At 65.6% G+C, this 22,697-nt stretch carries 22 protein-coding genes; 19 read left to right on the top strand and 3 right to left on the bottom strand.

Going from position 1 to position 22,697, the window contains the following annotated elements:
* Positions 1–75: 75 nt before the first annotated feature.
* Positions 76–2,688 (top strand): ATP-dependent chaperone ClpB, encoded by a 2,613-nt coding sequence (gene clpB / locus ASC93_RS02050; protein ID WP_056436166.1) that lies wholly within the window; start codon positions 76–78, stop codon positions 2,686–2,688.
* A gap of 77 nt (positions 2,689–2,765) precedes the next feature.
* Here clpB and ASC93_RS02045 read toward each other — a convergent pair whose 3' ends face one another.
* Positions 2,766–3,344: an FxDxF family PEP-CTERM protein gene (locus ASC93_RS02045; RefSeq protein ID WP_056436164.1), complete on the bottom strand. Its 579-nt coding sequence runs from the start codon at positions 3,342–3,344 to the stop codon at positions 2,766–2,768.
* A gap of 528 nt (positions 3,345–3,872) precedes the next feature.
* On the opposite strand from ASC93_RS02045, the gene aceA reads away from it, so the two are divergent.
* From aceA to ASC93_RS02030, 3 genes are all read left to right on the top strand, one after another.
* Positions 3,873–5,171 (top strand): isocitrate lyase, encoded by a 1,299-nt coding sequence (gene aceA, locus ASC93_RS02040; RefSeq protein ID WP_056436161.1) that lies wholly within the window; start codon positions 3,873–3,875, stop codon positions 5,169–5,171.
* 327 nt (positions 5,172–5,498) lie between these two features.
* On the top strand, positions 5,499–6,662 hold the full coding sequence (locus ASC93_RS02035; protein WP_229412570.1) for a 23S rRNA (adenine(2030)-N(6))-methyltransferase RlmJ: 1,164 nt from the start codon (positions 5,499–5,501) through the stop codon (positions 6,660–6,662).
* Positions 6,663–6,825: 163 nt separating this feature from the next.
* Positions 6,826–8,100 (top strand): EAL and HDOD domain-containing protein, encoded by a 1,275-nt coding sequence (locus ASC93_RS02030; RefSeq protein ID WP_056436902.1) that lies wholly within the window; start codon positions 6,826–6,828, stop codon positions 8,098–8,100.
* Between the two features lie 3 nt (positions 8,101–8,103).
* Here ASC93_RS02030 and ASC93_RS02025 read toward each other — a convergent pair whose 3' ends face one another.
* Both ASC93_RS02025 and ASC93_RS02020 read right to left on the bottom strand, forming a co-directional pair.
* The gene (locus ASC93_RS02025) at positions 8,104–8,853 is read right to left on the bottom strand and encodes an SAM-dependent methyltransferase (protein WP_056436158.1); all 750 of its coding nucleotides are present in this window, start codon (positions 8,851–8,853) and stop codon (positions 8,104–8,106) included.
* Between the two features lie 5 nt (positions 8,854–8,858).
* Positions 8,859–9,482 carry a Maf-like protein gene (locus ASC93_RS02020; protein WP_056436155.1) on the bottom strand — a complete coding sequence of 208 codons (624 nt, stop codon included), beginning with the start codon at positions 9,480–9,482 and terminating at the stop codon, positions 8,859–8,861.
* A 106-nt stretch (positions 9,483–9,588) separates the two neighbouring features.
* Between ASC93_RS02020 and ASC93_RS02015 the strand changes: the two genes are divergently transcribed.
* The 15 genes from ASC93_RS02015 (at position 9,589) to ASC93_RS01945 (ending at position 22,608) form a co-directional block, all read left to right on the top strand.
* Positions 9,589–10,086 carry a DUF177 domain-containing protein gene (locus tag ASC93_RS02015; RefSeq protein WP_082547735.1) on the top strand — a complete coding sequence of 166 codons (498 nt, stop codon included), beginning with the start codon at positions 9,589–9,591 and terminating at the stop codon, positions 10,084–10,086.
* Positions 10,087–10,296: 210 nt separating this feature from the next.
* Complete coding sequence (rpmF, locus tag ASC93_RS02010) at positions 10,297–10,479, top strand: 50S ribosomal protein L32 (protein WP_005666806.1); 183 nt, start codon at positions 10,297–10,299, stop codon at positions 10,477–10,479.
* 176 nt (positions 10,480–10,655) lie between these two features.
* Positions 10,656–11,696 (top strand): phosphate acyltransferase PlsX, encoded by a 1,041-nt coding sequence (plsX, locus tag ASC93_RS02005; protein WP_056436149.1) that lies wholly within the window; start codon positions 10,656–10,658, stop codon positions 11,694–11,696.
* A gap of 2 nt (positions 11,697–11,698) precedes the next feature.
* Positions 11,699–12,679, top strand: coding sequence for a beta-ketoacyl-ACP synthase III (locus ASC93_RS02000; protein WP_056436146.1), 981 nt, complete (start codon positions 11,699–11,701; stop codon positions 12,677–12,679).
* Between the two features lie 83 nt (positions 12,680–12,762).
* Positions 12,763–13,698, top strand: a complete 936-nt coding sequence (gene fabD / locus ASC93_RS01995; protein WP_056436143.1) for an ACP S-malonyltransferase — start codon at positions 12,763–12,765, stop codon at positions 13,696–13,698.
* A 36-nt stretch (positions 13,699–13,734) separates the two neighbouring features.
* Positions 13,735–14,472, top strand: coding sequence for a 3-oxoacyl-ACP reductase FabG (gene fabG, locus ASC93_RS01990; RefSeq protein ID WP_056436140.1), 738 nt, complete (start codon positions 13,735–13,737; stop codon positions 14,470–14,472).
* Between the two features lie 178 nt (positions 14,473–14,650).
* Positions 14,651–14,890: an acyl carrier protein gene (gene acpP / locus ASC93_RS01985; protein WP_036168404.1), complete on the top strand. Its 240-nt coding sequence runs from the start codon at positions 14,651–14,653 to the stop codon at positions 14,888–14,890.
* Positions 14,891–14,915: 25 nt separating this feature from the next.
* Complete coding sequence (fabF, locus tag ASC93_RS01980; protein WP_056436137.1) at positions 14,916–16,160, top strand: beta-ketoacyl-ACP synthase II; 1,245 nt, start codon at positions 14,916–14,918, stop codon at positions 16,158–16,160.
* 104 nt (positions 16,161–16,264) lie between these two features.
* Positions 16,265–16,765 (top strand): hypothetical protein, encoded by a 501-nt coding sequence (locus tag ASC93_RS01975; RefSeq protein ID WP_056436135.1) that lies wholly within the window; start codon positions 16,265–16,267, stop codon positions 16,763–16,765.
* Between the two features lie 98 nt (positions 16,766–16,863).
* Positions 16,864–17,466 (top strand): RNA polymerase sigma factor RpoE, encoded by a 603-nt coding sequence (rpoE, locus tag ASC93_RS01970; RefSeq protein WP_056436132.1) that lies wholly within the window; start codon positions 16,864–16,866, stop codon positions 17,464–17,466.
* A 112-nt stretch (positions 17,467–17,578) separates the two neighbouring features.
* A complete protein-coding gene (locus ASC93_RS01965) occupies positions 17,579–17,884 on the top strand; it encodes a sigma-E factor negative regulatory protein (RefSeq protein WP_056436129.1) in 306 nt (101 codons plus the stop codon).
* Between the two features lie 204 nt (positions 17,885–18,088).
* Positions 18,089–19,543 (top strand): DegQ family serine endoprotease, encoded by a 1,455-nt coding sequence (locus tag ASC93_RS01960; RefSeq protein WP_056436126.1) that lies wholly within the window; start codon positions 18,089–18,091, stop codon positions 19,541–19,543.
* Positions 19,540–19,815 (top strand): glutaredoxin family protein, encoded by a 276-nt coding sequence (locus ASC93_RS01955; RefSeq protein ID WP_056436123.1) that lies wholly within the window; start codon positions 19,540–19,542, stop codon positions 19,813–19,815. Before ASC93_RS01960 ends, ASC93_RS01955 begins: the two co-directional genes overlap by 4 nt.
* Before the next feature lie 88 nt (positions 19,816–19,903).
* Positions 19,904–21,361 (top strand): pyridoxal-dependent decarboxylase, encoded by a 1,458-nt coding sequence (locus ASC93_RS01950; RefSeq protein WP_056436120.1) that lies wholly within the window; start codon positions 19,904–19,906, stop codon positions 21,359–21,361.
* Complete coding sequence (locus tag ASC93_RS01945) at positions 21,358–22,608, top strand: RimK family alpha-L-glutamate ligase (protein ID WP_056436118.1); 1,251 nt, start codon at positions 21,358–21,360, stop codon at positions 22,606–22,608. The genes ASC93_RS01950 and ASC93_RS01945 overlap by 4 nt, the downstream gene beginning before the upstream one ends.
* Positions 22,609–22,697: the final 89 nt, after the last annotated feature.

Below are 22,697 nucleotides of genomic sequence, written 5' to 3'. Positions count from 1 at the left end.
TCTTGAAAAGTCGCTATGGCATCCCTAACTGGGTGTCAATTCGAAATCCAACCCGAACACACAGGGGTACTGAATATGCGACAAGATAAATTGACGACCAAGCTCCAGGAAGCGCTCTCCGACGCGCAGAGCCTGGCGGTCGGCAACGACAACCAATACATCGAACCCGTCCACCTGCTGTCCGCCCTGCTGAGCCAGAGCGACGGCGGCGCGCGCTCGCTGCTGCAGCGGGCCGGCGTCAACGTCGGCGGCCTGCAGACGGCGCTGCGCTCGGCATTCGACCGCCTGCCGAAAGTGTCCGGCACGGGCGGCGACGTGCAGGTCGGCCGCGAGCTCGTCTCCCTGCTGAACCTGGCCGATCGCGAATCGCAGCGGCGCGGCGATCAGTTCCTGTCGAGCGAGATGGTCTTGCTGGCCTTTACGGAAGACAAGTCCGATGCCGGCCGCCTCGCGCGTGAGAACGGTCTTGCCCGCAAGGCGCTGGAGTCCGCGATTTCCGCCGTGCGCGGCGGCGAATCCGTGAATTCGCAGGATGCGGAAGGGCAACGCGAGGCCCTGAAGAAATATACACTCGACCTCACCGAACGTGCCCGCAATGGCAAGCTCGACCCGGTGATCGGCCGCGACGACGAGATCCGCCGCGCCATCCAGGTCTTGCAGCGCCGCACCAAGAACAATCCGGTGCTGATCGGCGAGCCGGGCGTCGGCAAGACCGCGATCGTGGAAGGCCTCGCGCAGCGCATCGTCAACGGCGAGGTGCCGGATTCGCTCAAGGGCAAGCGCGTGCTGTCGCTCGACATGGCCGCGCTGCTGGCCGGCGCCAAGTTCCGCGGCGAGTTCGAGGAACGCCTGAAAGCCGTGCTCAAGGAACTGTCGCACGACGAAGGCATGACGATCGTCTTCATCGACGAGATCCACACGATGGTCGGCGCCGGCAAGGCCGAAGGCGCGATGGACGCGGGCAATATGCTGAAACCGGCGCTGGCGCGCGGCGAGCTGCACTGCATCGGCGCGACCACGCTGGACGAGTACCGCAAATACGTCGAGAAGGATGCCGCGCTGGAGCGCCGCTTCCAGAAGATCCTGGTCGACGAGCCGAGCGTGGAGGCGACGATCGCCATCCTGCGTGGCCTGCAGGAAAAGTACGAGCTGCACCACAAGGTCGAGATCACGGACCCGGCGATCATCGCCGCGGCCGAGCTGTCGCACCGGTACATCACGGATCGCTTCCTGCCGGACAAGGCCATCGACCTGATCGACGAGGCCGCGTCGAAGATCAAGATCGAGATCGACTCCAAGCCGGAAGTCATGGACAAGCTCGACCGCCGGCTGATCCAGTTGAAGATCGAGCGCGAAGCCGTCAAGAAGGAAACCGACGAGGCCTCGCAGCGCCGTCTCGAACTGATCAACGACGAGATCGCCCGCCTGGAACGCGAATATGCCGACTACGAGGAAATCCTCAAGTCGGAGAAGGCGGCCGTGCAGGGCACGACGCACATCAAGGAAGAGATCGAGCGCATCCGCCTGCAGATGGACGAAGCGAAGCGCCAGAGCAATTGGCAGAAGGTGTCGGAACTGCAGTATGGCCGCCTGCCCGAGCTGGAAAAGCAGCTGAAGGACGCGGAGGCCGCCGGCGAGCAGCCGGAAGACGCGAACGGCAAGCCGCGCCTGCTGCGCACGCAGGTGGGGGCCGAGGAAATCGCGGAAGTCGTGTCGCGCGCGACCGGCATCCCCGTCGCCCGCATGATGCAGGGCGAACGCGACAAGCTGCTGCACATCGAGGAGAAGCTGCATGAGCGCGTCGTGGGCCAGGACGAGGCGATCGAGGCCGTGTCCGATGCGATCCGCCGTTCGCGCGCCGGGCTCGCGGACCCGAACCGGCCGTACGGCTCGTTCATGTTCCTGGGCCCGACGGGCGTCGGCAAGACCGAGCTGTGCAAGGCGCTGGCAAACTTCCTGTTCGATACCGAGGACGCCCTGATCCGCATCGACATGAGCGAGTTCATGGAGAAACATTCCGTGGCCCGCCTGATCGGCGCGCCGCCGGGCTATGTCGGCTACGAGGAAGGCGGCTACCTGACGGAAGCCGTGCGCCGCAAGCCGTACAGCGTGATCCTGCTGGACGAGATCGAGAAGGCGCATCCGGACGTGTTCAACGTGCTGCTGCAGGTGCTCGACGACGGCCGCATGACGGATGGCCAGGGCCGCACGGTGGACTTCAAGAACACCGTGATCGTGATGACGTCGAACCTGGGTTCGCACAAGATCCAGTCGATGGACAGCGACGAGCCGGCCGTCGTCAAGATGGCCGTGATGGCCGAGGTGCGCGGACACTTCCGCCCCGAGTTCATCAACCGCATCGACGAGATCGTCGTGTTCCATGCGCTCGACGAAAAGAACATCGGCGCGATCGCGAAGATCCAGCTGCAGGGCCTCGAGCAGCGCCTCGGGAAGATGGAGATGTCGCTCGACATCAGCGAGGAGGCCTTGCAGAAGATCGCGGAAGCGGGCTTCGACCCGGTGTACGGCGCCCGGCCGCTCAAGCGCGCGATCCAGCAGCAGATCGAGAATCCGCTGTCGAAGGACATCCTGGCCGGCCGCTTCGGGCCCAAGGATACGATCCGGGTCGGCGTGCGCGGCGGCCAGCTGGTGTTCGGCGAGGAACCTGCCGTCGAGCTGGCGAAGTAAGCCCGCGCGGCTGCGTGGAGCGAAAACGCCCTGTCGGCAAGTGCCGGCAGGGCGTTTTTTTTCGTGCGCGCCGCGCGTCAGCGCTTGCGGCGCCGCGCCATCAAGCCCATCAGGCCGAGGCCGCCGAGCAGCATCGCATAGGTCTGCGGCTCGGGCACGGCCGCGACCGGGAGCTGCGCGCCCATGAGGCTGCCGACCTTGCGGTCGCCGTCCGTGCCGAACATATTCACTTTGAGCTGGGGCGCGATGGGGTTGGGATTGCCGCCGGAAAAGGTGAACTGGAACACCATATCGTCCGTCAGCGCGACGTGCGCGCCCGAGAAGCACAGCCCGGTGCCGGCGTGGCTGCCGCCGGTGCAGCCGTTCGCGTTCAATTCATTGCTCGACAGCGTCCAGTGCGTCGCGCCCTGCGGCGCCGACGTGAGCGCCACGCTGTCGAAGTTGCCGAGGTCCTTCAGCTGCAGCGCCCCAAGGGTGGTGGCGTCGGCCCAGCTGCCGGTCGGGTTCGACGCGTCGATGGCCAGGGTCAGCACGTTGCCGGACCAGGACGACGTGAAGTCGACGCCCTGGTATGCCAGCGTGCCGGCCTGGGCCGACACGAGCGTGCCGGCGCCCAGCAGCGCGCCCAGCAGGGTACTGCGGATAAGCGATTTCATGTGTTCTCCTTCTCGCGAACCAACAAGGACCCGACGGCTCGCGTCCTGCGAGACCGCCGGGTACATACGGATGAGATCCGTGCCGCAAGGGTAGGAGGTGGTGCGATATGGCTCTGTTAGCCGACTAACGCATCACCGGTAACAACGGCTGAGCCGGGCAAATGCCTGGGTCGTTTGATGCATGTCGTCATTAATGATTCTCTTCGGCATTGCGCACTGCCCCGTCAAGGAAAACCGCGGCATTTGCGGCAGCATAGGCGACGTGCCTCGCGGAAATATCACTCGACATTCCACATCATGAAAATCTGTTCGCAGATGTGAAAAGCGCACAAGAGCGCCGCACCCGACGGTTTCCATTCTGAGAAATATGTTTTCGTATCATGAAAACAAGATTATAAGCATATGATTTTCAAGGAGATAAAAACTGTCCTATGTCTTATATAAGAGTATTGGTGCTGCGCACAACCGGCGCTATCATATTTTTAACGGAATCACTGTCCAACCCAGCTATTCAATCAGGAGAACGCCATGGCAACTCGTGAACAGCAAATCGCCGCCCTGCAACAGGATTGGGAGTCCAACCCCCGCTGGAAAGGTGTCGTCCGCAATTACACCGCGGAAGACGTCGTACGGCTGCGGGGCTCCGTCCAGATCGAACATACGCTCGCGCGGCGCGGCGCCGAGAAGCTGTGGGACCTGGTCAACAACGAACCGTATGTGAACGCCCTCGGCGCGCTGACGGGCAACCAGGCCATGCAGCAGGTCAAGGCCGGCCTGAAAGCCATCTACCTGTCGGGCTGGCAAGTCGCCGGCGACGCCAACCTGGCCGGCGAGATGTATCCGGACCAGTCGCTGTATCCGGCCAACTCGGTGCCGATGGTCGTTAAGCGGATCAACAACACGTTCCAGCGCGCCGACCAGATCCAATGGTCGGAAGGCAAGGATGACGTCGATTATTTCGCGCCGATCGTGGCCGACGCGGAGGCCGGCTTCGGCGGCGTGCTGAACGCGTTCGAGCTGATGAAGGCCATGATCGAAGCGGGCGCGGCCGGCGTGCACTTCGAAGACCAGCTGGCCGCCGTCAAGAAATGCGGCCACATGGGCGGCAAGGTGCTCGTGCCGACGCGCGAAGCCGTCGAGAAGCTGACGGCGGCCCGCCTCGCGGCCGACGTGATGGGTACGCCGACGATCCTCGTCGCCCGTACGGATGCCGAAGCGGCCGATCTGCTGACGGCCGACGTCGACGCCAACGACCAGCCGTTCTGCACGGGCGAGCGCACGGTCGAGGGCTTTTTCCGCGTCAAGCCGGGCGTCGACCAGGCGATCGCGCGCGGCCTGGCCTATGCGCCGTTTGCCGACCTCGTGTGGTGCGAGACGGGCAAGCCGGACCTGGAATTCGCCAAGCGCTTCGCCGACGCCATCCATGCGAAATTCCCGGGCAAGATGCTCGCTTATAACTGCTCGCCGTCGTTCAACTGGAAGAAGAACCTGGACGACGCCACGATCGCCAAGTTCCAGAAAGAACTGGGCGCCATGGGCTACAAATTCCAGTTCATCACGCTGGCCGGCTTCCATGCGCTGAACTACAGCATGTTCAACCTGGCGCACGGCTATGCGCGCCGTGGCATGTCGGCCTTCGTCGAGCTGCAGGAAGCGGAATTCTCCGCCGCCGACAAGGGTTTCACCGCCGTCAAGCACCAGCGCGAAGTGGGCACCGGCTATTTCGACGCCGTCACCCAGACCATCCAGCAACACCAGAGCTCGACGACGGCGCTGCACGGCTCGACGGAGGACGAACAGTTCTTCGACGAAAAGAAAGTCGCCTGACGCCCGCCAATCAACGTTTTCCTCCACCCATCCTCGCGATGGTCAGCCGCAGTGGCCACAAGCCGCTGCGGCTTTTTTTACTCGTCAATTCGGGGTCAGAGCCCTTTTTTGGGCAATTGCTGAGCCGAATGTGGTTCTGCGCCGGGGCGCTGTTGGGCGGCGGCCCTATCTGGTGGATAATGACGGTTGGCCCGCATTCGCGATCGCACCGCGGGCACCGCATCAATCAGATTGGAATCCTCTATGTTCAGCTACCGCCACGCCTTCCACGCGGGTAACCACGCCGATGTCCTGAAGCATTTTATTCAGGTTCAGTTGCACAAATACATGAACCAGAAAGACACGGCCTACACGTATATCGACACCCATGCCGGTGCCGGCGTGTACGCGCTCGACAGTGCGCAGGCGGTCAAGAGCGGCGAATACGTCGACGGCATCGCGCGCCTGTGGGGCCGCGACGACTTGCCGCCGGCGCTGGCCGAGTACGTGGACGTCGTGCGCAAGCTGAACCCGAGCGGCAAGCTGCGCTGGTATCCCGGCTCGCCGTGGGTCGCGGATGCCGAGACGCGGCTGGAGGATCGCCTGCGCCTGTTCGAGCTGCATCCGGCCGACATCCGGGTGCTGGCGGAGAACGTCCGCAAGCTCGAAGCGCACCATGCGGAGCAGGGCGCGCGGGCACGCGGACGCCGCATCCTCGTCGACCACGCGGACGGCTTCCACGGCCTCAAGGCGCTGCTGCCGCCGCCGTCGCGCCGGGCACTGGTGCTCGTCGATCCGCCGTACGAAGTCAAGCTCGACTACAAGCACGTGCGCGACGCGCTCGAGGAGGCGATCAAGCGCTTCCCGGCGGGCACGTACGCCGTCTGGTATCCGGCGCTGCAGCGCATGGAATCGCGCCAGTTCCCCGACCGCCTGAAGCGCCTGCCGGCCAAGGAATGGCTGCACGTGACCTTGAGCGTGGCCGGCCCGCGTGCCGACGGCAACGGGCTGCACAGCAGCGGCATGTTCATCCTGAACCCGCCGTACACGCTGGAAGCGACCTTGCGCGAGACGATGCCCTACCTTGTGCAGGTGCTGGGCCAGGATGCCGGCGCGACGTTCCGCATCGAGAAGGGCACGCCGGTCACGGGCGCCGTGGCGGCACGCGGCGGCATCGCCGGCGCGCCGCGCCAGCCGGTGGGCAATGCGCGCCGCGCGAGTCCACTGTCCGGCGGCGGCAGCCTGCGCCTGCCGGGCCAGGCGTTCGGCGACGGCGCGCGCCCGCGCGCGGAAGGCGAAGGCGAGCAGGGCGGCACCGCGGGACGCGCTCCGCGCGCTCAGGCGGCGGGCCAGCGTGGTCCGCGCAACGAGGAAACGGCGCGCGGCGAACGCGCTGCCGCCGCGCCGCGTGGCGCCGGCACGGGCAGCCGGACCCAGGCGCGCGGCCCGCGTACGGAGACGGCCGCCGCGCCGCGCGGGCCATCCAAACGCGGCGGATCGGGCCGTTCCTGACCCCCTTTGCATGGATCGTTTCGGGCTGGAACCTCTGGTCTGAAACGATTTGATACGATGTCGAAATGTAAAGACTTCCCGTCTGTAGTATAGTCGGACCGATATACCGGCCAGACCGGGCCCGGGGCGCATGGTGCGCGCCGTGCGTTTCAGGAGTTTTTACATGCATGCGGTAGCAACGGCAGCCACGTCCACGCCGTCCGACGAATTCTTTTTGGCGCGCCAGCCCATCCTCGGACGCGACCAGAAACTGGTGGCGTTCGAGTTGCTGTTCCGCGCCGCCCCGGAGCATGAGGACGCGCAGCTGACCGATTATGCCGCCGCCACCGCCGCCGTGATTTCCCATGCGTCGCAGCTGGGCATGAAGCAGGTGGTGGGCGAGCAGATCGCCTTCGTCAATGTCGACGAGGTCGTGTTGATGAGCGATTTCGTCCGCTTCCTGCCTCCCGATCAGGTCATCCTGGAAATCCTGGAAACCGTCCGTCCCACGACGCAATTGCTGGCGCGCATTAGAGAGTTGAAAGAGCTCGGTTTCAAGTTCGCTCTCGACGATGTTATAGGCCATTCCGAGCAGGTAAGCAAGCTCAGGAACCTCGTCGACGTCATCAAGATCGACTTGCAGGGCGTCGGCCGCGACGAGCTTGCCGGGCTCGTGCACGCATTGCGCGGGCCGCACCAGAAGCTGCTGGCGGAAAAGGTCGAAACGGTCGAGGAATTCCAGCTGTGCCTGGAACTCGGCTTCGAATATTTCCAGGGCTATTACTTTGCCCGGCCGGCCATCCTGTCCGGCAAGAAGATCTCGCCGTCGGAGCTCGTGCTGCTGCGCCTGACGGACCTGATCCACTCGGATGCCGACAACGAGGCCATCGAAGCCGCCGTCAAGCGCGATGCGCTGCTCAGCCTGAACCTGCTGCGCCTCGTCAACGGCCACCTGACGGGCGCGGGCGCGCCGCGCGTGGAATCGATCTCGCAGGCCCTCGTCCAGCTTGGCCGCAGCCAGCTGCAGCGCTGGGTGCAGATCCTGCTGTACAGCGGCCCGGAAGGGCAAGTGGAACTGAATTCGCCGCTGCTGCAGATGGCCACGACGCGCGGCCGCCTGCTCGAGCTGATGACATTGACGCTGCGTCCGGGCGACGTCGCCGGCGCCAACACGGCGTTCACGGTCGGCATCATGTCGCTGATGGATGCGCTGTTCGGCGTGCCGATGCGCGAGATCCTCGACAAGGTCGACATTTCGCGCGACGTCCGCGCGGCCCTGCTCGAGCGCGACGGCGACTACGCGGCCATGCTGAGCGTGGCGGAATCGCTGGAGCACGCGGAGCCGGGCCGTGAGCTGGGGGCGGCGCTGGGCCGGCTGGGGCTGTCCGTGAAGCAGGTGCGCGAGATCGAACTGGCCGCGTTCGGCTGGGTGCGCGAACTCGGCGCCGAGGTGCACTGATTCTTATTGGGCCAGGAACAGGAAGACGGTCGGCTTCTTGTGGAAATCCGGCGCGTTGCCGGCGGCCAACTGGGCCTTCCACTTGGCGGCCGTCTGCGTGCGCACGGTTTCCGTCGCCAGCGACAGGTCGGTCGCCACGCACACGAGCGTACCCGGCTGGCAGCCGGCAACGAGCGCTTCCAGCATCGCGCCGTTGCGGTAGGGCGTCTCGATCAGCAATTGCGTCTGTTTGTCGCTGCGCGAGCGCTGTTCCAGCTGCTGGATGCGCTTCGTGCGCTGGGCGGCATCCGTCGGGAGATAGCCGTTGAACGCGAAGCTTTGACCGTTCAGGCCGCTCGCCATGACGGCCAGCAGCAGCGACGAGGGGCCCACGAGCGGGCGCACGTTGACGCCGTGCTGGTGCGCCAGCCGGACGAGGTCGGCGCCCGGGTCGGCGACGGCCGGTACGCCCGCTTCCGACACGAGGCCGGCGTCACGTCCTTCGAGCAGCGGCGCCAGCAGCGCGGCCAGCGCCTGCGCGGGCGTGTTCACGTTCAGCTCGGCGATCTGGATGTCCTGCAATGGGCGCGCGAGCGGATGGTCGATGGCGACCAGTTTCAGGAACGCGCGCGCCGTCTTGGCGTTCTCGGCCACGAAATAATCGAGCTTGCTGGCGATGTCCTGCACGTGTTCGGGCAGGATGTGGGACAGCGCGTGCGGCGCCGCTTCGGTCGGGCCAAGGGTGTTTGGAATCAGGTAGAGCGTACCGGGCATATTGTTTATTGTTGGGTAGTAAAGAACGGCATGCCGGCACGGCGCAGCATGCCCGTCAGGGCGATCAGCGGGAGGCCCGTGAGGGCGGTCGGGTCGCTGCTGTCGATGCGTTCGAGCAGGGCGATGCCGAGCCCCTCGTTCTTGGCGCTGCCGGCGCAGTCGTACGGCTGCTCGATGCGCAGGTAGGCGTCGAGCTCGGCATCCGGCAGGTCGCGGAACGTGACGAACACCTGCACATTATCCAGTTGCGAGGCCTGCGCCGCGGCGTCGAAGGCCAGGCGGCCGTCCCACAGGCACAAGGCCGTGTGGAACACGACGCGGCGGCCGCGCATCATTTGTAGCTGGGCGAGGGCGCGGGCGTGGTCGCCGGGCTTGCCGATCTGGACGCCGTCCAGCGTCGCGACCTGGTCCGAGCCGATCACGAGGGCGCCCGGATGGGTGCTGGCGACGGCCGCCGCCTTCTCGCGCGCCAGCCGCAGCGCCGTCGTTTCCGGGGCTTCGCCGGGACGCGGGGTCTCGTCGATGTCGGGCGAGACGGCGTCGAACGGCAGGTGCAGGCGACCCAGCAGCTCGCGCCGGTAGGCGGAACCGGAGGCCAGGATGAGACGCGGGAGGGTGGAACTTGGCATCGATTTTCGTAAATAAAACAGGAAGATAGCGCTTTTGCGACGGAGTCTTTGACTGCGCGGGGCGAAGCCTGTTATTATCGCAGGTTTTCCGGGGATGTTTTTCCAAATGAGCGCTTTTGTCATCGACGCTTTTGAATTTTGTCGGAACAACGGCTATCGTGAAGGCGTCACGCCGGTGGCGGAAATGACCCGCCTGGCGACCGAATGCGCCGACCGGTCCGGTGAGATCGCCTGGTCCATCCAGGGCGGCCAGACCCGGCAGGGGTATCCGATGTTGACGCTGTCCGTCTCCGGTACCGTGCAGCTGGTCTGCCAGCGTTGCCTGACCCCGTTCGGCTACCCGCTCGATTCGTCGACCGTGCTGGTGCTGGGCAAGGACGACGCGGAAGCGGACGAGATCGAGGAAATCCTCGACGACGAGAGTATCGACGTGATCGTCGGCAGCCATACCTGCGACATCCGCGATCTGCTGGAAGATGAAGCCCTGCTGGCCTTGCCGCAGGCACCGAAACACGAGGTGTGCCCCGATACCAAGCTGCTGGACTCGATCAAGTCCGAGAAGGTGTCGCCGTTCGCGGCATTGAAGAGCCTCAAATCTGAATAAAAGAATTGCGGTGGGTGCTACGTACAGGTAGCATTCGCAGCGTCAAAACGTGTCAAACGCGTGCAGCTCGAGTATTGAGTCATCGTTGTAAGGCAGCGTTAAGCATGTCGGCAATGGCGTTCCCAAAGTTATTGCCGCTGGGATACTCGATGCGCATGTACTTGCAAGTCGAATGTGTTAGAATTTTAGAACTTATGTTTAGGAGTCATCATGGCAGTTCAACAGAATAAGAAGTCCCCGTCGAAGCGCGGCATGCACCGTTCGCACGATTTCCTGACCGCCCCGAACCTGGCAGTCGAGCCGACCACCGGCGAAACGCACCTGCGTCACCACATCAGCCCGAACGGTTTCTACCGTGGCCGTAAAGTGCTCAAGACCAAGAACGACGAGTAATCGACGTCTTGCTGTTTTGTTCCATGAAAGCGGTGCAACGTATGTCGAATGCGTGGCGCCGCTTTTTCTTTCGCGGTAACTCCGTCATTTACCATCCTGCTGACTCGGTCCGTTGTGTACCCCGCCGAGAACACGCCGCCGTCGGCCGACCTTGAGCCAGCGGTCCATCCCGACAAATGACAATCAAAATTTCCATCGACTGCATGGGCGGCGACCACGGCCCCACCGTGACCATCCCGGCAGCCCTCGCATTCCTCAAGCGCGAATCCGATGCCGAACTGATCCTCGTTGGCCAGGAAGAGCAGATCCGTGCTGAACTCAAGAAACATCACGCGGGCGACAACCCGCGCCTGACCGTCCGCCATGCGTCCGAAGTGGTCGCCATGGACGACCCGATCGAAGTCGCCCTGCGCCGCAAGAAGGATTCGTCGATGCGCGTGGCGATCGAGCTCGTCAAGGACGGCAGCGCCGCCGTCTGCGTCTCCGCCGGCAATACCGGTGCGCTGATGGCCATCTCGCGCTATGTGCTGAAAACCATGGCCGACGTGGATCGGCCGGCCATCTGCTCGATCCTGCCGAACCAGAAGGGCGGTCCGACGTACATGCTCGACCTGGGCGCGAACGTCGACTGCGAGCCCCACCACCTGCACCAGTTCGCCATCATGGGCGCCGTGCTGTTCGAGGCGATGGAAAAGCGCCGCCCGAGCATCGGCCTGCTCAATGTGGGCACGGAAGAAATCAAGGGCAACGAAGTGGTCAAGGCCACCGCGCCCCTGCTGCGGGCCGACCACGAACGCGGCGTGCTGAATTTCCACGGCAACGTCGAAGGCAACGACATCTTCAAGGGTACCGTGGACGTCGTCGTGTGCGACGGTTTCGTCGGCAACGTGACCCTGAAGGCGATCGAAGGCCTGTCCCGCTTCGTCAAATCGGTGTTCCTCGAAACGACGATGTCGAAGATAGGCGCCCTGTTCGCACGCAAGTCGCTCAAGAAGCTGAACCCCGAAAGTTATAACGGCGCCGGTCTGCTGGGCCTCAAGGGCCTGGTATTCAAGAGTCATGGCGGCGCCAACGCCTACGCCTACGAGTGGGCACTGCGACGCGCTTTTGACGCGGCGAAATATAATGTGCAGGCGCAACTCTCGACCTTGATCGCCGAAATGTTGCCGCAAGCTCCCGACCCGGAAGCGCCAGGCTCAACTATTCAGCAGGGTTAGTAATGACTTACAGCAAAATTATCGGCACCGGCAGCTATCTGCCCGAGCAGCGTGTCACGAACGACGACCTGGCGGCCCAGCTGGCCGTCAAGGGCATCGAGACGTCGGACGAGTGGATCGTGTCGCGCAGCGGCATCTCCGCCCGCCACTACGCGGCACCCGAGGAAAACGCGTCGGACCTCGCCGTGAATGCGGCGCGCAAGGCGCTCGAAGCGGCCGGCCTCGAAGCCGAGCAGATCGACCTGATCATCGTCGCCACGTCGACTCCGGACTTTTTCGGCAGCTTCCCCAGCACCGCCTGCATCGTCCAGAACAAGCTCGGCATGCGCAACAACAGCGCCGCGTTCGACATGGGCGCCGTGTGCAGCGGCTTCGTCTACGCCATGGCGACGGCCGACGCCTTCATCAAGGCCGGCAACGCGAAGAACGTGCTGGTGATCGGCACGGAAGTGTTCTCGCGCATCCTCGACTTCGACGACCGCAGCACCTGCGTGCTGTTCGGCGACGGCGCCGGCGCCATCGTGCTGGCGGCGTCCGAGGAACCGGGCGTGCTGGCCGTCAAGCTGCATGCCGACGGCAGCCATGGCGGCATCCTGTGCGGCCCGTCGAACCCGTCGAACCTGGCCGTCAACCAGAAATTCCTGTACATGGACGGCCCGGCCGTCTTCAAGCTGGCCGTCACCGTGCTGGAAAAGGTCGCCAACGAAGCGCTGGTCCATGCGCAAATGCCGGCCAGCAGCATCGACTGGCTGATCCCGCACCAGGCCAACCTGCGCATCATGACGGGCACGGCGAAAAAGCTGGGCCTGCCGACCGACAGGATGATCGTCACCGTCAACGAACACGGCAACACGTCGGCCGCATCGATCCCGCTGGCGCTCGACGTCGCCGTGCGCGACGGCCGTATCAAGCCCGGCCAGAACGTCATGATGGAAGGCGTGGGCGGCGGCTTCACATGGGGCGCCGTGCTGGCGCGCATGTGATTACAGTCAAGCTCGACTGAACAATCCACCGGGTGCCTGGCCGAGCCGGCGCCCGGCAACGAACAACAATCAAGGAGAACTTGATGAGCAAATTCGCATTTCTTTTCACCGGCCAGGGCGCGCAGGCCGTCGGCATGCTGAACGGCTTCGCCGGCAACCCGGTCGTCGCACAGACCGTCGCCGAGGCGTCGGACGCGCTGGGCCAGGACATCGGCAAGCTGATCGCCGAAGGCCCGAAGGAAGATCTGGACCTGACCACCAACACGCAGCCCGTGATGCTGACGGCCGCCGTCGCCGTGTACCGCGCGTGGATCGCCGTGGGCGGCCCCAGGCCGGCCGTCGTGGCCGGCCACAGCCTGGGTGAATACTCGGCCCTCGTCGCCGCCGGCGTGATCGACTTCAGGGACGCCGTGCCGCTGGTACGCTTCCGTGCCCAGTCCATGCAGGATGCCGTGCCGGTCGGGCAGGGCGGCATGGCCGTGATCCTCGGCCTCGCGGCCGACGACGTGCGCGCCGTGTGCGCCGAAGCGGCCCAGGGCGACGTCGTGGAAGCCGTCAACTTCAACGAACCGACGCAGATCGTGATCGCCGGCCACACCGCGGCCGTCGAGCGCGCCTGCGACATCGCCAAGGCGAAAGGCGCCAAGCGCGCCATGAAGCTGGCCGTGTCGGCGCCGTTCCACTCGTCGCTGCTGAAACCGGCGTCGGACCGCCTGCGCGACTACATGGCGAACCTGAAGTTTGCCGCACCGCAGATTGACTTGATCAACAACGTCGACGTGGCTATCCTGAACGATCCGGCCGCGATCAAGGACGCGCTGGTGCGCCAGGCTGCCGGTCCCGTGCGTTGGGTCGAGACGATGCAGAAGATGGCGGCCGACGGCGTGACGCAAGTCATCGAATGCGCGCCGAGCAAGACCCTGATCGGCATGGCCAAGCGGATCGACCCGGTGCTGGTGGGCGAAGCCCTGGTCGACCAGGCTGCGCTGGAGCGCGTGCTCGCCGCCGTCAAAGGCTGAGCGCAGCAAAATCCCGTTAGAAAAAAAGAGGACCAAATGAATCTGCAAAACCAAGTCGCCCTCGTCACCGGCGCGTCGCGCGGCATCGGCAAGGCCATCGCGCTCGAACTGGCCCGCCAGGGCGCGAAAGTGGTCGGCACCGCCACCACCGGCGCCGGCGCCGAAGCCATCAGCGCCTACCTCGCCGAATTCGGCGGCAAGGGCGTCGTGCTGAACGTTACCGACGCCGCGCAATGCGCCGCCGTCATCGACGACGTCAGCAAGAACGTGGGCGCCATCGGCATCCTCGTCAACAATGCCGGCATCACCCAGGATCAACTGGCGATGCGCATGAAGGACGAGGAGTGGGACAACGTGATCGCCACCAACCTGACCGCCGTCGGCCGCCTGTCGCGCGCCGTGCTGCGCGGGATGATGAAGGCGAAGCAGGGGCGTATCATCAACATCACGTCCGTCGTGGGCGCGTCCGGCAATCCGGGGCAGATGAATTACGCGGCCGCGAAGGCCGGCGTGGCCGGCATGACCCGCGCGCTGGCGCGCGAGATCGGCAGCCGCAACATCACCGTCAACTGCGTGGCGCCGGGCTTCATCGACACCGACATGACGAAGGCGCTGGGCGAAGGCCAGCACGAGGCGCTGCTGACGCAGATCCCGCTGGGCCGCCTGGGCCAGCCGGAAGACATCGCGCATGCGGTCGCCTTCCTGGCCGGTCCGCAGGCCGCCTACATCACGGGTACCGAGCTGCACGTCAACGGCGGCATGTACATGGGCTGATGGCCCGACGTGCCGGCAGGGCGTCGAATGGCGCAGCCGGCACGTTTTGCAAAGAAATCTCGGCAGTTGGCGGTAGTTTCAGCCGATTTAGCGTCAGACGCCGAAAATAGTTTTTCAACGCGCAAACCCTGATAAAATGCGCGCACTTTCCGCAACACATACCTAATGGAGCCATAACATGTCGGATATCGAACAACGCGTTAAAAAAATCGTCGCTGAGCAACTGGGCGTTGCCGAAGCAGACATCAAAATCGATTCCTCGTTCGTTGACGACCTCGGCGCTGACTCGCTGGACACCGTGGAACTGGTGATGGCCCTGGAAGACGAATTCGAAATGGAAATCCCGGACGAGCAGGCCGAGAAGATCACGACCGTTCGTCAGGCTATCGAGTACGCACAGGCACACGTCAAGGCCTAAGCTTTCAGGATTTCAGGAGAAGCGCTTGAGTTCACGCAACCGCCGTGTCGTCGTTACCGGCCTGGGTTGCATCTCTCCGATCGGCAACACCATTGCCGAGGCGTGGGAGGCAGCACTGGCGGGCAAATCGGGCATTGCCAACATCACCAAGTTTGACGCAGCGCCATTTTCGACCCGCTTCGCGGGCGAAGTGAAGAACTTTAACGTCGAGGACTACTTGCCGGGCAAGGAAGGCCGCCATATGGATACGTTCATCCATTTCGGCATGGCCGCCGGCATCCAGGCGATACAGGATTCGGGCCTCGTCGTCACCGAGGACAATGCCGACCGCATCGGCGTGCTCGTGGGCTCCGGCATCGGCGGCCTGCCGATGATCGAGGAGACCAAGGCCGAGTACGACACGCGCGGTCCGCGCCGTATTTCGCCGTTCTTCGTCCCCGCGTCGATCATCAACATGATCTCGGGCGACCTGTCGATCAAGTTCGGCCTGCGCGGCCCGAACCTGGCCATCGTGACCGCCTGCACGACCGGCCTGCACTGCATCGGCCAGGCCGCGCGCCTGATCGAATACGGCGACGCCGACGTGATGATCGCCGGCGGTGCCGAATCGACCATGTCGCCGCTGGGCCTCGGCGGTTTCGCCGCGGCGCGCGCGCTGTCGTCGCGCAATGACGATCCGGCGACGGCATCGCGTCCGTGGGACCGCGACCGCGACGGCTTCGTGCTGGGCGAGGGCGCCGGCGTCATGGTGCTCGAAGAGTACGAACACGCGAAGGCGCGCGGCGCCAGGATCTATGCGGAAGTCGTCGGCTTCGGCATGAGCGCGGACGCCAACCACATCACGGCACCCCTCGAGGACGGCAGCGGCGCATCGCGCTGCATGGTCGCCGCGATGCAGTACGCGGGCATCAACCCGGACCAGGTGCACTACGTGAACGCGCACGGCACGTCGACCCCGGTGGGCGACGTGGCGGAAGTGAAGGGCATCAAGCGCACCTTCGGCGACCATGCCGGCAAGCTGGTCGTCAACTCCACCAAGTCGATGACGGGTCACCTGCTGGGTGGCGCGGGCGGCCTGGAGTCGGTGTTCACCGTGCTCGCGATCCACAACCAGGTGTCGCCGCCGACGATCAACATCTTCAACCAGGACCCGGAGTGCGACCTGGACTTCTGCGCCAACACGGCGCGTGACATGAAGATCGATTATGCGGTGAAAAACTCCTTCGGTTTCGGCGGTACCAACGGTACGCTCGTCTTCGCGAAAATTTAATCGATTTCCGAAGATAGTCGAACTTTCAGACGCCCATTCCTGTCCAAGGAATGGGCGTTTGTCTTTTCTGGCCGAGCGGCCACGTTAACCCAACGAGTATTCCCATGTCGATCGCGGTTTCCGCGCTCGTCAGGCCGTCACGCATCCAGCGTTTCGTGTGGGGCGGTTGCGGCGTGGCGCAATGCGCATCGGCGCTGGCCGTCGGGCTGTTGGCGCCCGGACGTTTCCTGCTGACGCCCGTCGTGGCGTTCGCGCTGGCCGGCGCCGGCGCGGCCGTGCTGGGCGCCGCGGCCCGCCGTCCAAAGATGCACCGGATTGATATTTCTGGAACCGGCGACTTACGCGTGACGGTACAACAGGACGTGGGTGGCCCGCAGGACGGCAACGCGGTCTTGCTGCCCGGCTCGGTCATCTGGCCGATGCTGATGTTGTTGCGGTATGCCGCGCCGGGCACGGGGCCGCGGGTACTGGCCGTGTGGCGCGACAGCGTCGACGCCGCTTCGTGGCGCGCGCTGGCCGTCGCGCTGGCAGTGGTCGGCCGGCGCGGAGATGCAGACGAAGGATGCGAAGAATCGACGAACTTATTGCAGCGGACCAACTCTTAAAAAAGAAACGTCGTCCCGTCGCGCGTGTCGGCAACGCTCGGCGGGGTGTCCACGTTTCCGTATAACAGGGACGCCGCCGCAGCCAACGGGGCATTGCAGTGACGACCGAACGCGAATGTGATCAACTGCTGGTTGAGCGCGTCCAGGCGGGCGATCGCCGGGCGTTCGACCTGCTGGTGGCGAAATACCAGCGGCGCCTGATGCGGCTCGTGTCGCGTCTCGTGCACGATCCGGCCGAGGCGGAAGACGTCGTGCAGGAAACCTTCATCAAGGCGTTCCGTGCACTACGCCATTTCCGCGGCGATTCCGCGTTTTATACGTGGTTGTACAGGATAGGAATCAATACGGCAAAGAATTTTCTTGTTACGCAAGGCAGGCGGGCGCCGACCTCGACGGAAACCGATGCCGAACGTGCGGAAGGATTTGACGACGCGGATAGCTTGCGAGACATTAATACACCGGAATCGGTGTTGGCCAGCAAGCAGATCGCCTATACCGTGAATGCGGCCATGGAAGCCCTGCCGCTGGAATTACGGACAGCGATTGTCCTGCGCGAAATAGAAGGTTTAAGCTACGAGGAAATCTCCGAAGTGATGGCGTGTCCAATCGGTACGGTGCGGAGCCGGATTTTTCGGGCGCGCGAAGTCATCGCCGAGAAATTGCGGCCCCTGCTCGATATCTCGGCGGACAAGCGTCGGTAGGTAGCGATGATCGTGAAGGAATCTCGCACGACCGGAGGCGGCTGGCGGCCGGCCGGGTCGAGGTTCCCGATGTTGGAGACCAGGGATCACATACCGGCGTGATGGAACGACGATGGACACGAACAAGAAAAACCGCGAACTCATCTCGGCGCTGAGCGACGGCGAGATCCCGGATGCCGACCAGGAACTGGCGCTCGCCGCCCTGGACGGTCCGGACGGCCAGCAGGCCTGGGCGCTCTTTCACCAGATCGGCGACGTGCTGCGCGCGGCGCCCGCGCCCGACCTGTCGCCCGGCTTCGCGGAACGGCTGGCGGCACGCCTCGCGGCCGAGCCGCTGCCGGGCAAGCGCGCGGCCGTCGCCAGCGATGCGGCCGGTCCGGCGGCGCAGTTCGACCAGACCGTGGCCGGACCCACCTGAGCCACCGGCGCATTCCCCGGCGCGGCCATGCACCGGCCGCGCCGTCCCATGCCGGATCGCCGGACCGCCGGATCGCCGGACCGCCGGTGCGCCGTCACCTCCGCCCCGTCACCTCCGCCCCGTCCGCCACGGACGTGCCAACGCGACAACAATGCACTTTTGTCTTACCATACCATTCATTCAAGCACAGACCTTATCGATCCTATGACAAGCAAAACCGGAAGCGCGATCCTGTCCGCCCTCGTATTTGCGGGCGCGAGTCTGATGTTCTCCCCGGCGGCACACGCGGCCGCGCCCGTTGCCGTCCCGGCCGTCACCGGCCTGCCGGACTTTGCCGACCTCGTCGACAAGGTCGGTCCAGCCGTCGTCAACATCCGCACCACGGAACGCGTCCGCCTCGACCAGGGCGGGGGCGACGAGGAGATGCAGGAATTCCTGCGCCGCTTCTTCGGCGGCCAGATGACGCCGCGCGGACGCCGCGGCGGGCCCGTGGAGCAGCCGCAGGAAGAACGCGTGCAGCGCGGCGTCGGCTCCGGCTTCATCATTTCGGACGACGGGTTCGTGCTGACCAATGCCCACGTCGTGGAGGGTGCGGACGAGGTCGTCGTGACCCTGACCGACCGGCGCGAATTCAAGGCCAAGGTGCTCGGCTCGGACGCCCGCAGCGACGTGGCCCTGCTCAAGGTCGACGGGCGCAACCTGCCCAGCGTGCGCATCGGCGATTCCAGCCGGATCCGCGTGGGCGAGTGGGTGATCGCCATCGGCTCGCCGTTCAACCTGGAGAACACGGTGACGGCCGGCATCATCTCGGCCAAGGCGCGCGATACGGGAGAGTATTTGCCGCTGATCCAGAGCGACGTGGCCGTCAACCCCGGCAACTCGGGCGGGCCGCTGATCAATATGCGTGGCGAAGTCATCGGCATCAACTCGCAGATCGCGACCTTGTCCGGCGGCTACAACGGCATCTCGTTCGCCGTGCCGATCGACGAGGTCATGCGCGTGTCCGACCAGATCCGCAAGACGGGCAAGGTCACGCGCGGGCGCCTCGGCGTGCAGATCAGCGAAGTCACGACCGACGTGGCCGAATCACTGGGCCTGGGCCGCGCACGCGGTGCCGAGGTCGCGATGGTCGAGCCGGGCGGGCCGGCGGACAAGGCCGGCGTCAAGGTCGGCGACATCATCCTGAAGTTCAACGGCAAGGACATCGACCGGTCGTCCGACCTGCCGCGCCTCGTCGGCGGCAGCGCCGTCGGCAGCCGTGCCACCGTCACCGTGTGGCGCCGCGGCAGCCAGCTCGACCTGCCCGTGACCATCGTCGAACTGCAGGAAGAGAAATCGCCCACGGCACGCGCGACGCCCAAGAAACCGGCGCCGGACCAGGCCCCGAACGCGCTGGGCCTGCATGTCTCGGACCTGTCGGCCGTCCAGAAGCGCGAGCTCAAGACGGAAGCGGGCGTATTGGTCGAGTTCGCCGAAGGGCGCGCGGCGTCGGCCGGCATCCGCCAGGGCGACGTGATCCAGCAGATGAACAATGTCGAGATCACGGGCGCCGCCCAGTTCAACGGGCTCGTCGCCAAGCTCGACGCCAAGAAGCCGGTGGCCCTGCTGGTGCGGCGCGACAATGTCTCACGCTACCTCGTCATTCGACCGCGCCCATGAACGGTGCGCCGCGCTTCACGCTGTATTCGAGGTCGTACTGCCACCTGTGCGACGACATGCTGGCGGCGCTGCAGGCCTTCATGGCGCGCCAGGGGCAGGCCTACACGGTGGACGTGGTCGACGTCGACGCCGACCCGGCCCTGGTCAATCGTTTCGACGAGCTGGTGCCCGTGCTGGCCGGCGACCCGGCCGGCACCGAGATATGCCACTATTTCCTCGACGAGGCGGCGCTGCGGCGCCATCTCGGCCTGCAACCGGTGGCCGCGCTCTGATGTCCATGGCAATAGCCATAACATTCCTATCGTGTTCCCTGGATCGATTCGGCGGCGAACTGCGATAATCGGCGTCATCGATTCCTGAATGACGCATATGGCTGACGGCCCCGACACTACGCTCGACCCCGAGGACTGGAAGGACATCCGTGCCCTCGGGCACCGGATGCTGGACGATATGTTCGACCACCTGGAAGGCATCCGCGCGCGTCCCGTGTGGCAGCAGATGCCGCCGGAAGCGCGCGCGAGCCTGCATGCGCCGCTGCCGCGCGGTCCCGGTTCGCTGGCGGACGCCTACCGGACCCTGCAGGACAATGTGATTCCCTATACCGTCGGCAACCCGCATCCCGGCTTCATGGGCTGGGTGCACGGGGCCGGCACGCCGGTCGGCATGCTGGCCGAGATGATCGCCGGGGCGCTGAACGCCAATGTGGGCGGACGCAACCAGGCGCCCGTCGAGGTCGAGCACCAGGTGTCGGGCTGGATGGCGTCCCTGTTCGGCTTTCCGGCGAGTGCACGCGGCGTGTTCGTCACCGGCACGTCGATCGCCAACTTCATGGGCGTCGTCGTCGCGCGAACGAGCGCGCTCGGCCGCGACGTGCGCGCGCAAGGGCTCGCCGCCCACGCCGGCCTGCGCGCGTACGCGTCGACCGAGGCGCACGGCTGCATCGCCAAGGCGATGGACATGGCCGGCTTCGGCACCGACGCGCTGCGCAGCGTGCGCGTGGACGCGGCCGGCCGCATGGACCTCGCCGACCTCGCCGCGCAGGTCGAGGCCGACCGCAGCAACGGGCTGCGTCCGTTCCTCGTCGTCGCCAGCGTCGGGACGGTGAACACGGGCGCCATCGATCCGCTTCCCGCGCTGGCCGATTTTGCGCGCGCGCATTCGATGTGGCTGCACGTCGACGGCGCCTACGCGGCACTGGGCATGCTGGCGCCGGACGTCGCGCCGCTGCTCGACGGCATCGCGCGGGCCGATTCGATCGCCTTCGATTTCCACAAATGGGGCCAGGTGCCGTATGACGCCGGGTATTTTCTCGCGCGCGACGGCGAACGCCTGCTGGACGCCTTCGCGGCGCCGGCCGCCTACCTGCAGCGCGCGGGCCGCGGCCTTGCCGCCGGGACGGCGTGGCCGTGCGACGTCGGCCCCGACCTGTCGCGAGGCTTTCGCGCGCTCAAGACGTGGCTGACGTTCCAGGTCTACGGCGCCGACGCCATCGGCCGCTCGATCTCGGCCACGTGCGCGCTGGCGCGGCTGCTGGCCGAACGCGTCGCGGCCGAGCCGGAACTGGCGCTGGCGGCGCCCGTCACCCTGAACATCGTCTGCTTCCGCTACGTCTGCATTGACCCCGAACGCGTCAACCGCGAGATCGTGCTGGCGCTGTACGACGAAGGCCGCGTGGCGCCGTCGGCGACGACGCTCGATGGCCGCTATGCGATCCGCGCCGCGATCGTCAACCACCGCACCGGCCCCGCCGACATCGACGCGCTCGTCGACGCCGTGCTGCGGGCCGGCCGCCGTCTATCCTTACCTCCCACAGCATGATCACTCCTGAACTCGTCGACGCCGCCGCCACACCGCACGCCCCGCTGATCGGCGCCGCCGCGCTGATGCGCTGCGCCTTCTATCGCGCCGACCTGCGCCCCATCGGCGAACTGTTGCTGGCGCGCGCCCAGGCGAATCCGGACGATGCGAACGCCTGGCTCGATGCCAGCTTCGTCCTGCAATTGCTGGGCCAGCGCGCGGCGGGCCTGGACGTGCAGGCCCACGCGCTCGCCACCCGGTCGCTGTACGTGTTGCCGGCGCCGGCGCGCACGCCGACCCTGAACCTGCTCGTGTTGATGGGTCCGGGCGACTTCATGGCCAACACGCCGATCGAATTCCTGCTGCAGACGTCGGACATCGCCGCGCACGTGCAATACGTGACGCTCGACCTGCCGCTGCCGGAACAGGTGCCCGACCACGACGTACTGTTCGTGGCGCTCGCGCAATCGGACGCCAACGTGCCGCTGCTGCGCGACGTGGCGCAGATGCTGGACGGCTGGCCGCGGCCCGTCGTCAACCGGCCGGAGCAGATCGCGCACCTGTCGCGCGACGGCGCCCATGCGAAGCTCGACGGTGCGGCGGGCGTGCTGATGCCGCGCACGGTGCGCGTGGCGCGCGCGACGGCGGCGCAACTGGCGGACGGTGTGCTCGACGTGCAGGCGCTGTTGCCGGGCGCGGCGTTTCCCCTGATCGTGCGGCCGCTGGATTCGCACGCCGGCACCGATTTGCAGAAGGTGGCCGATGCGGCCGCGCTGCGCGACTATCTGGCGGCGCAGCCGTCGGGCGAGTTTTATCTCGCGCCGTTCGTCGATTATTCGGGTCCGGACGGCCAGTTCCGCAAATACCGCATCGTGCTGATCGACGGCCAGCCGTTCATCTGCCACCTGGCGATCTCGTCGCACTGGATGGTGCACTACCTGAACGCGGGCATGGACGACAGCGCCGCAAAACGGGCGGAGGAGGCGGCCGGCATGGCCGGTTTCGACGCCGGCTTCGCGCGGCGCCACGCGGGGGCGCTGGCGGACATCGATGCGCGCATCGGCTTGCCCTACCTCGGCATCGATTGCGCGGAAACGCGGGACGGCCGGCTGTTGATCTTCGAAGTGGACAATGCCATGGTCGTGCACGCGATGGACGACCCGGGCAAGTACCCGTACAAGGGACCCGCGATGGAGAAGGTGTTTCGCGCGTTCGAGGCGATGCTGCACCGGGCGGCAGGCGCGGCGCCAAACGCGGCCCCCGACTAACCGTCGCCCCCGCGCAGGCGGGGGCCCAGGTTTATTTCACATCTACGCAACGTAATTGGGTTCCCGCCTGCGCGGGAACGACGATGCAC

The sequence above is a fragment of the Massilia sp. Root335 genome (assembly GCF_001425685.1).
GTDB classification, from domain to species: Bacteria; Pseudomonadota; Gammaproteobacteria; order Burkholderiales; family Burkholderiaceae_D; genus Telluria; species Telluria luteola.
This window is presented reverse-complemented; position numbering and strand designations above follow the sequence as displayed.